The organism is Flagellimonas aurea (genome assembly GCF_017313785.1).
GTDB lineage: Bacteria > Bacteroidota > Bacteroidia > Flavobacteriales > Flavobacteriaceae > Flagellimonas > Flagellimonas aurea.
The window spans coordinates 557658-569936 of the sequence record NZ_JAFLNL010000001.1; the positions used below are offsets into that span (position 1 = coordinate 557658).

At 43.6% G+C, this 12279-nt stretch carries 13 protein-coding genes; 12 read left to right on the top strand and 1 reads right to left on the bottom strand.

Annotation, left to right across the window (positions count from 1 at the left end; all coding sequences use genetic code 11):
• Positions 1-15: 15 nt before the first annotated feature.
• On the bottom strand, positions 16-1065 hold the full coding sequence (locus tag J0656_RS02420) for a ferredoxin--NADP reductase (RefSeq protein WP_207031233.1): 1050 nt from the start codon (positions 1063-1065) through the stop codon (positions 16-18).
• A 120-nt stretch (positions 1066-1185) separates the two neighbouring features.
• Here J0656_RS02420 and J0656_RS02425 point away from each other — a divergent pair, with 120 nt between their 5' ends.
• From J0656_RS02425 to atpG, 12 genes are all read left to right on the top strand, one after another.
• Positions 1186-2655, top strand: coding sequence for a DUF5687 family protein (locus tag J0656_RS02425; RefSeq protein ID WP_207031234.1), 1470 nt, complete (start codon positions 1186-1188; stop codon positions 2653-2655).
• A 21-nt stretch (positions 2656-2676) separates the two neighbouring features.
• Positions 2677-3372 (top strand): ABC transporter ATP-binding protein, encoded by a 696-nt coding sequence (locus J0656_RS02430; protein ID WP_207031236.1) that lies wholly within the window; start codon positions 2677-2679, stop codon positions 3370-3372.
• Between the two features lie 99 nt (positions 3373-3471).
• Positions 3472-6003, top strand: a complete 2532-nt coding sequence (gene porW, locus J0656_RS02435) for a type IX secretion system periplasmic lipoprotein PorW/SprE (protein ID WP_470295087.1) — start codon at positions 3472-3474, stop codon at positions 6001-6003.
• 21 nt (positions 6004-6024) lie between these two features.
• On the top strand, positions 6025-6450 hold the full coding sequence (locus J0656_RS02440; RefSeq protein ID WP_207031238.1) for a bactofilin family protein: 426 nt from the start codon (positions 6025-6027) through the stop codon (positions 6448-6450).
• On the top strand, positions 6428-6658 hold the full coding sequence (locus J0656_RS02445) for an AtpZ/AtpI family protein (RefSeq protein WP_207031240.1): 231 nt from the start codon (positions 6428-6430) through the stop codon (positions 6656-6658). Before J0656_RS02440 ends, J0656_RS02445 begins: the two co-directional genes overlap by 23 nt.
• Positions 6655-7044 (top strand): hypothetical protein, encoded by a 390-nt coding sequence (locus J0656_RS02450; protein WP_207031242.1) that lies wholly within the window; start codon positions 6655-6657, stop codon positions 7042-7044. Before J0656_RS02445 ends, J0656_RS02450 begins: the two co-directional genes overlap by 4 nt.
• Positions 7045-7162: 118 nt before the next feature.
• The gene (gene atpB, locus J0656_RS02455; protein WP_207031243.1) at positions 7163-8302 is read left to right on the top strand and encodes a F0F1 ATP synthase subunit A; all 1140 of its coding nucleotides are present in this window, start codon (positions 7163-7165) and stop codon (positions 8300-8302) included.
• A 37-nt stretch (positions 8303-8339) separates the two neighbouring features.
• Positions 8340-8531, top strand: a complete 192-nt coding sequence (atpE, locus tag J0656_RS02460) for an ATP synthase F0 subunit C (RefSeq protein ID WP_053970734.1) — start codon at positions 8340-8342, stop codon at positions 8529-8531.
• Positions 8532-8627: 96 nt separating this feature from the next.
• Positions 8628-9128 (top strand): F0F1 ATP synthase subunit B, encoded by a 501-nt coding sequence (locus J0656_RS02465; protein ID WP_207031245.1) that lies wholly within the window; start codon positions 8628-8630, stop codon positions 9126-9128.
• Between the two features lie 5 nt (positions 9129-9133).
• Positions 9134-9673 (top strand): ATP synthase F1 subunit delta, encoded by a 540-nt coding sequence (atpH, locus tag J0656_RS02470; protein ID WP_207031246.1) that lies wholly within the window; start codon positions 9134-9136, stop codon positions 9671-9673.
• A gap of 2 nt (positions 9674-9675) precedes the next feature.
• Positions 9676-11256 carry a F0F1 ATP synthase subunit alpha gene (gene atpA, locus J0656_RS02475; RefSeq protein WP_207031247.1) on the top strand — a complete coding sequence of 527 codons (1581 nt, stop codon included), beginning with the start codon at positions 9676-9678 and terminating at the stop codon, positions 11254-11256.
• An 80-nt stretch (positions 11257-11336) separates the two neighbouring features.
• The gene (gene atpG, locus J0656_RS02480; RefSeq protein ID WP_207031248.1) at positions 11337-12197 is read left to right on the top strand and encodes an ATP synthase F1 subunit gamma; all 861 of its coding nucleotides are present in this window, start codon (positions 11337-11339) and stop codon (positions 12195-12197) included.
• Positions 12198-12279 lie beyond the last annotated feature (82 nt).

The following is a 12279-nucleotide window of genomic DNA, read 5'->3' on the forward strand; positions in this document are numbered from 1 at the left end:
TTAGGCCATTTCAATCTATACATCGTCATAATCCACCTTTATACTTGGGGTGGTAGGATGCGATTGACAGGTGAGGATAAACCCTTCTTCAATTTCGCTGTCGGTAAGGATCTGGTTTCTTACCATTTCCACCTTCCCTTCGGTAAGTCGCGCAATGCAGCTACTGCAAACACCGCCTTGGCAAGAGTACGGAGCATCTATATCTTCTTTTAGGACTGCATCCAACACCCGTTCCTTTTTGTCCATTACAAAGGTAAAGGTCTCATCGTCCAAAAGAACATCCACTCTAGTTTTGCCTTCCAGTTCTTCAGCAAGCTCGTCATCGCCATCATCATCCGTGGTAAAGAGCTCAAAATGGATTTTTTCCTTGGGAACACCATTGTCTTGTAAGGTATCCGTTACCTGATCTATCATTTCTTCTGGGCCACAAAGGTAAAAACCATCAAACTCGGTTCCCTTGAACTTGTTTTTGAGCACAAAATTCACGGTCGAACGCTCTATCCGTCCAAAAAGGGCATCTTCCTCGGTGGACCTGCTGTACACATACTGTACAAAAAAGCGGTCTCCATAACGTTCCTTAATGGATTGTATGGTCTTAAAATACATGGTCTCTTCGGGAGATTGATTTCCGAAGACCAAGACAAAATTGCTTTCTGTGTTGCTCTCCAAAACTGTTTGGGCAATGCTCATGATGGGAGTAATACCGCTTCCCGCTGCAAAAGCCGCTATCTTTTTTGGAGAAGAGGCATCAAAAATAAAGCGCCCTTCGGGGACCATTACCTCAATTTCGTCCCCAGCCTTCAACTGCTCGTTGGCAAAGACGGAAAAAGTTCCCCCTTCCATTTTTTTGATACCCACCGTCAATTTTCCAGACGAAGGTGGTGATGAAATGGAATAGGCCCTGCGAAGTTCCTTTCCATCCAAAGAGAATTTTAAGGTAATGTATTGACCAGCTTTAAAGCTGTAATCCTCTTTTAAGTTTTCCGGTATGTCAAAGGTAAGGGCCACGGCATTTGGCGTCAATCGGTCCACCGCGGCTATTTTTAGGGCATGAAAATGACTCATGTATCGAATTTTGCTGCAAAATTAAGCATTACATACTTTTTGCACGCCTATTTTTATAAAAAGCATGTCTCTTCTGTAACAAATCCGATAAATTAGACACCAACTAAAAAAACGCCAACCATGCTCAAACATTTTATTGGACTCCAATGGAAGTCTTTTTTTAGGTCAGCAACTTTTAAGACCGAGATTTGGTTTAAGATATTGATGGCCTTGGGGGCCCTATACTTTATTGTGGTTTTCCTAGGAATGGGTGTCGGAGCCTTTTTCTTGATCAAGGAAATGGAAATTGGGGATCCGCTTCGTGTTGTCAATCAGTTTATGATCTATTATTTGGCCTTTGACCTAGTGTTTAGGTACATGCTGCAAAAAATGCCCGTCACCAATATCAAACCTTTGCTCTATCTGCCCATTAGCAAGAGCAAAGTGGTCAATTTTTCATTGGGAAAAACGGTCATATCCTTCTTTAACCTTGCACATGCCTTCTTCTTTATTCCGTTTAGTATAGTTTTACTTGTGGAGGGATATCCACCTTTGCAAGTCGTAGGTTGGCATCTGGCATTAATGGCCATAATTTACTGTAACAACTTTATCAATGTAATGGTGAACAACCAGAATGTGGTTTTTTATGTCATTGCGGCATTGTTCATTGTTGCGGGTGCATCACAGTATTACCAATGGTTTGATATTACCATCTATACCGGTCCAATTTTCGATTTTTTCTACGACATCCCTTGGACGGCGATTATCCCTTGGTTGATTTTGATAGGATTGTATTATGGCGCCTTTGCCTATTTTAAAAAACATATGTATCTGGATGGCGGTTTGGCCAAGAAACAGACCGAGGCCAAGACCGAAAACCTCGAATGGTTGGATCGCTTTGGGAATTTGGGAACCTTCCTGAAGAACGACATCAAACTGATAAAACGAAACAAACGATCACGTTCTGCCGTAATTGCAGGCGCCTTCTTTATATTTTATGGACTCCTGTTTTTTACCGGGGCTTTGGAAGTTTACGATGGCCCTTTCTGGAAAATCTTTGCAGGGATATTCGTTACCGGCGGTTTCCTGTTCAGTTTTGGGCAGTACGTGCCCAGTTGGGACAGTAGTTATTACCCCTTGATGATGAGCCAAAACATCAAATATCGCGAATACCTCTCCTCAAAATGGTATTTGGTGATTATTGCGACCATTATATCCACCATTTTGGCCACTTTCTATATCTATTTTGGATGGGAAGCCTATGCTGCCGTTTTGGTAGGGGGCATTTATAATATTGGTATAAACAGCTATCTGGTGCTTTGGGGCGGAGCTTACGTCAAAACCCCGATAGATCTTACCTCCAACAAAAAGGCATTTGGAGACAAGCAGGCTTTTAACGCAAAAACGCTTCTGCTCACTTTACCAAAATTGGTATTGCCCATCGGTATTTATGCCATTGGCCACTTTTTGATCAACCCCATGGCCGGATACATTTTTGTGGCCGTTTTTGGTTTACTCGGGTTCGTTTTCAAGAACAAAGTGTTCACCATGATCGAGGGCATCTATAAAAAGGAGAAATACAAAACTTTACTAGCATACAAACAGAAATAACACACCATTAATATAAAATACATGATCACAGTTCATAATTTGACCAAGACCTACGGTGAGAACACCGTTTTGAACATTGACCGCTTGGAGATTCCCAAAGGACAGAGCTTTGGCTTGGTCGGGAACAATGGAGCGGGGAAAACAACGCTTTTCAGTTTGTTGCTCGATTTGATTCAGCCCTCATCCGGCCATATCATCAATAAAGATGTGCAAGTGGACCAGAGCGAGGATTGGAAACCCTTTACCTCTGCCTTTATCGATGAGACCTTTTTGATCGGGTACCTCACCCCCGAGGAGTACTTCTACTTTATCGGGGAGCTGCGCGGCAGGAACAAGGCCGATGTGGATGCCCTGTTGTCCAATTTTGAGGATTTCTTTCACGATGAGATCTTGGGCCAGAAAAAGTATTTGCGGGACCTTTCCAAAGGAAACCAAAAGAAAGTGGGCATTGTGGCCAGCTTTATCGGCAACCCCGAAGTGGTGATCTTGGACGAGCCTTTTGCCAATTTGGACCCGACCACCCAAATCCGATTAAAGGGAATCATCAAAGATCTGGCGGCCAAAGATGGGGTCACTGTTTTGGTTTCCAGTCACGATTTGATCCACGTAACCGAAGTTTGTGAACGGATCGTGGTGCTCAACAAGGGCGAAATTGTGAAGGATATCCATACCTCTGCGGAAACCATGAAGGAACTCGAAGCCTTCTTTGCAGGCTGATGTTTGAAAAGCGACATTAAAATTCTTGCATTTTATCGATAAGCCTTATAATAATCCGCTCATTTTTGAGTTTAAGGTTACACAAGATTATCGATAATTTTGAAGCTTCATCATACATTTTTAGGCGCCATGGTTTTGGGAGGACTTGCATTCAATGCCTGTTCCACCCAAAAGGACAAGTTCATCAATCGAAATTGGCACGCCATCAATACCGAGTTCAATACCTTGTACAACGGTAACCTGGCCTTTCAAAAAGGGCTGGAAGAAATCAATGCCAACTACCGTGACGACTATTGGGAAATCCTTCCCGTGGAGCGACTCAAGGTGACCGATGAGATAAAACTGGACTCCGAGGACAACAACCCCAACTTTCTTATTGCAGAGGAAAAGGCCACCAAGGCCATCCAAAAGCACAGCATGGACATCAAGGACGAGGAGCGCAATCCACAGATCGATGAAGCGTTTCTTTTGTTGGGGAAGTCCCGCTATTTTGACCAGCGTTATATTCCCGCGCTGGAATCTTTCAACTACATCCTTAGAAAGTACAGCAAGAGCGACAAATTGAACGAAGCCACCATTTGGCGGGAAAAAACCAACATGCGGTTGGACAACCCCGAAGTGGCCATTAAAAACTTGAAGCGACTTTTCAAATACGAAAAGCTGAAGGACCAGGAATATGCCGATGCCAATGCGGTTCTCGCCCAGTGCTATATCAACTTGAATGCGCCCGATACCGCCATTCAAAAATTAAAAATATCTCAAGCGTACACCAAAAAGAATCCCGAAAAGGGAAGATACCTGTTCATAATCGGGCAGTTGTACGACCAATTGGGGCATCAGGACAGTGCCAACTATGCCTACAACAAGGTCATAGAGCTCAACCGTAAATCACCACGGGTGTACATGATCAATGCCTATTTAAAGACAATACAGAACACCGAACTTGCTGAAGAAAACCGAGAGGGGATGTTGGAATACCTCACCGATTTGGAAGAGAACCGGGAGAACCGGCCCTTTTTGGACAAAATCTACCGTCAAGTGGCCGATTATCATTTGGCCTACGAAGAGGATAGTTTGGCCTTGGCTTATTATAACAAATCGATTCAGGCGACCCAAGGAGAACGCAAGTTGTTCGCCTTGAACTATCAAAGTTTGGCAGACTATTATTTTGATAAGGATGAATATCGATTGGCAGGTTCCTACTACGATAGTACTTTGACCAACCTGAACGAAAACACAAGAAAGCATCGCAATATCAGTAAAAAACTGGACAACCTAGAGGATGTAATCAAATATGAGGATATCGTTCAGCACGCCGATAGTGTGATTACATTGTACCAAATGCCCGTTGCAGAACGAACCGCTTATTTTGAGGACCATATTGCCGAGATGAAACGCAAGGAAGAAGCGGAGGCGGAGAAACAACTGGAACGTACCAATGCCGGTTTTGCTACGTTTGCCAACAGTAAGGGCGGTAAAGAGAATCAGGGAAAGTTCTATTTCTATAACATTACCAGTCTGGGCCACGGCAGAAACGATTTTAAGACCCGTTGGGGCACAAGGAATTTAGAGGACGATTGGCGCTGGAGCAACAAATCCAAAACCTTGGTTTCCGAAGCAACAGGAGAGGAGATTGCTGCCAACGAAGAAGTGTTGACCGAGGACCAAAAATATTCAGTCGACTATTATTTGGAACAAGTGCCCACCGATGTGGCCGTTATCGATAGTTTGAAGGGTGAACGCAATTTCGCCAATTATCAATTAGGACTGATTTATAAAGAGAAGTTCAAGGACAATATGCTGGCCGCTGCCAAATTGGAGCGCGTACTGTCCTCCAATCCCGAAGAGCGTTTGATTTTGCCATCAAAATATAATCTGTACAAGATTTACGAGGAATCCGGAAGCCCATTGGCAATGGACATGAAACAGAACATTATTACCAATCACCCGGATACACGCTACGCAGAAATTTTGTTGAACCCACAGGCTGTACTTGACGGAAATACGGATAGTCCTGATGCGAGGTATGCGGCCTTGTTCAAAAAGTATGAACAGCAGCAATTTTTGGAAGTTATTACCCAATCGGAAGAATATATCAACCAATTTACTGGAGACCCCATTGTGCCCAAGTTCGAGATGCTGAAAGCGAACGCCATTGGCCGTTTGCAAGGTTTTGAACCCTTTAAGGAAGCTTTGAACTATGTAGCACTCACCTATCCCAACAATCCCGAGGGCAAAAAGGCCGAACAGATGGTAGAGGAACAACTCCCCAAATTGGAAACCAAGGAATTTTCCCCAGAAACAGGTTCCACAGGAGCAGGAAACTGGAAAGTGGTTTTTCCGTTCAAGATCAAGAATGATGAAAATGCGACCAAGCTCAAAAACCGTTTGGTCGAGGTAGTGGACGAACTAAATTACAAGAACATTGTATCCAAGGACATCTATAATTTGGAAGATGAGTTTGTGGTGGTACATGGGTTTCCATCCCAAGATTTCGCCCTGGGCTTTGCTGAGCTTATAAAAAACAATAAGGACTACCTCATTAAAGATGAGAATTTTGTAGTTTTATCCGACAATTATAAAATTATACAGGTCCATAAGAATTTGGAATCATACAAAGCACAATTTTAATCCCCAAAACCCTAGAACACTATGTTTTCTGACAACAAAAAACCACGACCTATGAATGAATTTGGCGGGCAGCCCAACAGAATTGAAAAGAACACTAAAATAAAAGGTGATATTACTTCGGAAGCCGACTTTAGAATAGATGGCAAACTGGAGGGCAATGTGACCACGTCCGGTAAGGTCGTTATCGGAAAGGATGGCTATATCAACGGAAAAGTAGAATGTGTGAATGCTGATATCGAAGGTAAATTCAATGGTGAGCTCAATGTAAAGGACCTCCTTTCCTTAAAATCTTCTGCATATATCGAAGGCACCGTAAGCGTAGCAAAATTGGCCGTAGAACCCGGGGCAACCTTCAATGCCGCCTGTACCATGGGCAAGGGTGCTGCATCTGCATCCGCAACCAAAATGCAGTCAACCACAAAGAATGAGCCAGCAAAAGCCTCCTAAAAAGTATAAAAAGACAATCAATACAGCCGCCCGTTTGTCTGGTTCCGCCATTCAAATGGGCGTTGTCATTTATTTGGGGGTATGGGGCGGTAAATGGCTGGATGGTCATTTTCGGACGGAAAGAGTATTCTTGCCCATCTGTACTGTACTTGCGGTTGGTATTTCCATATATTTGGTAATTCAACAGGTCAAAAAAATCAACGATTGAAGTTAAGGACTTACCCTATTCGATTTGTTTTCCTTTTGTTAGTAGGATTAATAGCCTTGTTCTTTGCACAGTCATGGATTTTGGAGGGCAAGGGCCATGACCCGCACTCATTACATGTTATAAAGAGCTATGTGCTCAACCTGATAATGGCTTTGATCGTTTTTTTTGCCATTTACATTTTCAGGAACAAATACAGGGACTTGCTCGGCTTCTTTTTTTTAGGGGGGAGTCTTCTAAAGTTTGCACTTTTTTTCATTTTTCTATACCCCTCCTATATTTTGGACGGCACTCTGGAGCGTTTGGAGTTCCTTGTGTTCTTTGTACCCTATGGATTTGCGCTCGTTCTGGAAACCTACTTTTTGGTGAAACTGCTTAATACTGTGTAACAAAGGGTGGATTTTATTCAAAAAAAACAAAGAAAAAAATAATACCCGAAAAAGCTTTTTTCTTTTGAAGGAGCAATGTATTTTTGCACCAATTTTTGAGGACCCATAGTTGGATCATATGCGATATTCTTTTTTCAGTAAAAAACTAGTTGCCGTAATTTTTTTAATTGCGGGATTTGTATCGGCCCAAAATCATGAGGGAGAAGAAGTTGAAACCGGTGCGCATGATTTAAAGACCCAAATCAAGGAATATATCGATCATCACTTGTTGGATTCGTATGACTTCAATCTGTATTCCTACACTACGGATGAAGGAGAGCACAAATACATCGGATTCCCGCTTCCTGTGATTCTTTGGGATAATGGACTCAAGGTTTTTTCTTCTTCACAGTTTGAGCATGGGGAGGCCGTAGCTGAAGTGGATGGAAATCACTACGCACTTTATCACAACAAAATATACAAGACCGATGCCGAGGGAACCATTAATTTTGGTGGTCATCACGGAGACGAAACCCATACCGAGGATGCTTTTGGCGAGGATTTGGTAGTGGATGATGCCCATCCGACCAACGAAAAGCCACTGGATTTCTCCATTACCAAAAATGTTGTTTTTATAATGGCCGTTGCGCTTTTGATGTTTTTGGTTTTCCGTTCCATGGCGAAAAGATATCAGAAGAGCACCATGCCAAGAGGTGTCGGAAGGTTTTTGGAGCCTTTGGTACTTTTTGTTCGTGATGAGATTGCCATTCCAAATATTGGAGAGCACAAGTACAAAAAATACATGAGTTATTTGCTTACCGTATTCTTCTTTGTGTGGGTCATCAACCTATTGGGGCTTACCCCACTTGGTGTAAACGTAACCAACAATATCGCCGTTACTTTTGCCTTGGCGATGATCACTTACCTTATCACAACTTTTACGGGGAACAAAAACTACTGGAAGCATATCTTTTGGATGCCCGGCGTACCGGTTCCCATGAAGATTATATTGGCGCCCATCGAATTGTTGGGGACGTTCATCAAGCCATTTTCATTGATGATTCGTTTGTATGCCAACATCACCGCAGGTCACGTGGTATTAATGAGTATTATCGGGTTGATGTTCATATTTAAGAACTGGATAGGAAGCCCATTGTCCTTCTTGTTGGCATTCGCACTTTCTTTGTTGGAACTGTTGGTGGCGGCATTGCAGGCATATATTTTTACTATGTTGTCCGCCCTATATTTTGGTATGGCGGTGGAAGAAGACCATCATTAATTAAGAGTAGAACGTTTAATATTTAAATTCATATATCATGACAATTCCAAACATCGTAGGTGCTGGTTTGATCGTAATCGGAGCAGGATTGGGTATCGGTAGAATCGGTGGACAGGCAATGGAAGCCATTGCACGTCAACCTGAAGCTTCTGGTAAGATCCAAACAGCAATGTTGATTGCGGCAGCCCTTATTGAAGGTATCGGTTTCGCAGCTCTTTTTGCAGCTTAATAACCGTTAAAACATTGATGAAGGCCATAGCGGTTGGCTATGGTCCTTCATTGATTTTAAAGTGATAGAGTTTAAAGAATTCATATTTTAAGATAAATGGAAAAGTTAATCGAACAGTTTTCCTTCGGGTTGTTTTTCTGGCAATTGTTGCTTTTTGTGGCTCTTTTGTTCTTGCTTAGAAAGTATGCATGGAAACCCATCCTTGGAGCGGTAGAGAAACGTGAGGAAGGCATTAAAGGTGCACTTGAAGCTGCAGAAGCTGCAAAGAAAGAAATGCAGAACGTAACAGCCGACAGCGAAAGACTGTTGCAAGAAGCGAGAGCCGAAAGGGATGCATTGCTTAAAGAGGCAAGGGATATAAAAGCAAGCATTATCTCCGAGGCCAAAGAGCAGGCTCAGGTAGAGGGGAATAAGATGATCAAACAGGCCCAGGCAACCATAGAGAGCGAAAAGAAAGCAGCCGTAGCCGATATCAAAGCGCAGGTAGCGAGCCTATCTTTGGAAATTGCCGAAAAAGTAATCAAGGAAGAACTGTCCGAAAAAGGTAAGCAACAAAAGTTGGTCGAGGACATGTTGGGCGATATTAAACTGAACTAAGGAACATGAACCAAAACAGGGCAGCCATACGCTACGCAAAAGCAACCTTGGATTTCGCAGTCGAAAGCAAAGCGGCCGATGCCGTTGAAAAAGACATGCGGGAGATAGCTGCGACCATTTCCGAGAACGTGGAGCTTCAACATTTGTTGGAGAGCCCGATCATAAAGTCGGAAGTGAAAAAGAACAGTTTGTTGGAAATCTTCAAAGGAGCCAACGAAATTACAAAGGGGCTTCTTCAAACCTTAATAAGTAACAAACGAATTGCCATGTTACAAGAAGTGGCCTATAAATACATCATCCTTCATGAAAAATTGAAGGGCGAAGAGGTAGCTTATGTAACCACCGCCGTTCCATTGACATCCGATTTGGAGAAGAAAATCTTGGATACGGTCAACAAGGCAACAGGAAACAAGGTAACACTTGAGAGCAAAATCGATGAGAGCATCATCGGGGGATTTGTACTTAGGGTGGGCGACACCCAATACGATGCCAGCATCGCGAACAAATTGAACGGATTAAAAAGAGAATTTACAAATAGTCTATAAAAATGGCAGGAGTAAAAGCCGCTGAGGTATCAGCAATTTTGAAAAAACAGTTATCAGGTTTCGAGGCATCCGCTTCTTTGGATGAAGTAGGCACCGTATTACAGGTTGGTGATGGAATTGCCCGTGTATATGGACTTGCCAATGTACAATACGGCGAGTTGGTGGAGTTTGATGGTGGAATGCAGGGAATCGTTTTGAACCTCGAAGAGGACAACGTAGGTGTGGTACTGCTCGGGCCGACCAAAGAGATTACGGAAGGCACTACGGTAAAAAGAACTGAGCGTATTGCATCCATTAACGTTGGTGAAGGAATTGTTGGCCGTGTAATCGATACCTTGGGAAACCCTATCGATGGTAAAGGCCCGATTGCTGGCGAGACTTACGAAATGCCCTTGGAACGTAAAGCTCCAGGTGTAATTTTTAGACAGCCCGTGAACGAGCCGTTGCAAACAGGTATCAAGGCAATCGACGCCATGATTCCCGTTGGACGTGGACAAAGGGAGTTGGTGATCGGGGATAAGCAAACAGGTAAAACAACCGTTTGTATCGATACCATCCTGAACCAAAAAGAATTTTACGATGCGGGTGAACCGGTGTATTGTATCTATGTTGCCATAGGTCAGAAAGCATCAACGGTTGCCGCCATTGCCAAGACTTTGGAAGAGAAAGGTGCTTTGGCCTATACCACTATAGTTGCCGCTAACGCTTCCGACCCTGCTCCAATGCAGGTATATGCTCCCTTTGCCGGCGCGGCAATCGGCGAGTACTTTAGGGATACAGGGCGTCCAGCCTTGATCATCTATGATGACCTGTCAAAGCAGGCAGTAGCATATCGTGAGGTATCCCTTCTTTTGAGAAGGCCCCCAGGACGTGAAGCATACCCTGGTGACGTTTTCTTCTTGCACTCCAGATTATTGGAGCGCGCTGCAAAAGTGATTGCAGATGACGAAATTGCGAAGACCATGAACGATCTTCCGGAATCCTTGAAGCCTATCGTAAAAGGAGGTGGATCGTTGACAGCACTTCCAATTATCGAGACGCAGGCAGGTGATGTTTCCGCGTATATCCCCACCAACGTAATCTCGATTACCGATGGTCAGATATTCTTGGAGCAAGACTTGTTCAACCAAGGTGTTCGTCCTGCGATCAACGTTGGTATCTCCGTATCCCGTGTGGGTGGTTCTGCGCAGATTAAATCCATGAAGAAAGTGGCAGGTACCTTGAAGCTTGACCAGGCCCAGTTCCGTGAATTGGAAGCTTTCGCCAAGTTCGGTTCCGATTTGGATGCGGCTACCTTGAATGTTATCGAAAAAGGACGTAGAAACGTAGAGATTTTGAAACAAGGTCAGAACGATCCATTTACCGTGGAAGACCAGGTGGCCATCATCTTTGCTGGTTCCAAGAACTTGTTGAGAGATGTTCCTGTGGACAAGGTAAAAGAGTTTGAAAAAGATTACTTGGAGTTCTTGAACGCTAAGCATAGAGATGTGTTGGATACCCTTAAATCCGGTAAATTAACCGACGAGGTTACCGATACATTAACAGCGGTTTGTAAAGACCTTTCAAGCAAGTATAAAAATTAGTCCAAAGTATTCAGTAGTCAGTATTGAGTCGGTAAAAGTGCTCAATACTCAATACTAGAATCTCAATACTAAACAATAGTATGGCAAATCTAAAGGAAATACGTAACAGGATATCATCCATCTCATCAACGATGCAGATAACCAGCGCCATGAAAATGGTGTCTGCTGCCAAGTTGAAGAAGGCTCAGGATGCTATTACGGCGATGCGTCCGTATTCCGATAAGCTGACCGAGCTCTTGCAAGGGCTAAGCGCCAGTTTGGAAGGAGACGGTGGAAGCGAGTATGCCGACAAGAGGCCCGTAAACAAGGTTTTGGTGGTTGCCATTACCTCGAACAGGGGGCTTTGCGGTGGATTCAATTCGAATATCATCAAGCAGAGCAACAATCTGGTATCTAACAAGTACCCGGGCAAACAAGTCGATTTCTACACCATTGGTAAAAAAGGTCATGACATCCTTAGAAAAAGGCATACCATTTTGGGCGACCAGAGCCGTGTATACGATGATTTGACCTTCGAGAATGTTGCCGAGATCGCAGAACTTTTGATGCGTTTGTTCACCAAAGGAGACTACGACAAAATCGAATTGGTGTACAACAAGTTCAAGAACGCTGCCACCCAGATTGTGATGACAGAACAGTTCCTGCCCATTGTTGGTGCGGAAGGTGATGAGGCTATTGCAGCGGATTACATTTTTGAGCCATCCAAAGTGGAAATCGTGAAAGAATTGATTCCTAAATCCTTGAAAACACAATTGTTCAAGGCCATCAGGGATTCTTTTGCCAGTGAGCACGGTGCCCGTATGACCGCCATGCACAAAGCAACCGACAATGCCGCTGAGCTTAGAAACGAACTGAAGTTGACCTACAACAAGGCACGTCAGGCTGCGATTACCAACGAAATCTTGGAAATTGTTGGCGGTGCAGAGGCGTTGAACAATTAAGCCGAACCAAAGTGAGGCTAAATTTTCAATGGCAGAAACGTTGAACAATTAGAAATACAATATTTCATATAATGAAAGGCCA

Bases quoted from the DNA above. Each gene is read 5' to 3' on its own strand.
- J0656_RS02445 (WP_207031240.1), top strand. From the start codon at position 6,428: ATGAGCCAGCAAAAGCCTCCTAAAAAGTATAAAAAGACAATCAATACA.
- J0656_RS02425 (WP_207031234.1), top strand. From the start codon at position 1,186: ATGCTCAAACATTTTATTGGACTCCAATGGAAGTCTTTTTTTAGGTCA.
- J0656_RS02465 (WP_207031245.1), top strand. From the start codon at position 8,628: ATGGAAAAGTTAATCGAACAGTTTTCCTTCGGGTTGTTTTTCTGGCAA.
- J0656_RS02420 (WP_207031233.1), bottom strand. From the start codon at position 1,065: ATGAGTCATTTTCATGCCCTAAAAATAGCCGCGGTGGACCGATTGACG.
- atpE (WP_053970734.1), top strand. From the start codon at position 8,340: ATGACAATTCCAAACATCGTAGGTGCTGGTTTGATCGTAATCGGAGCA.
- atpA (WP_207031247.1), top strand. From the start codon at position 9,676: ATGGCAGGAGTAAAAGCCGCTGAGGTATCAGCAATTTTGAAAAAACAG.
- atpH (WP_207031246.1), top strand. From the start codon at position 9,134: ATGAACCAAAACAGGGCAGCCATACGCTACGCAAAAGCAACCTTGGAT.
- J0656_RS02430 (WP_207031236.1), top strand. From the start codon at position 2,677: ATGATCACAGTTCATAATTTGACCAAGACCTACGGTGAGAACACCGTT.
- J0656_RS02440 (WP_207031238.1), top strand. From the start codon at position 6,025: ATGTTTTCTGACAACAAAAAACCACGACCTATGAATGAATTTGGCGGG.
- atpB (WP_207031243.1), top strand. From the start codon at position 7,163: ATGCGATATTCTTTTTTCAGTAAAAAACTAGTTGCCGTAATTTTTTTA.
- atpG (WP_207031248.1), top strand. From the start codon at position 11,337: ATGGCAAATCTAAAGGAAATACGTAACAGGATATCATCCATCTCATCA.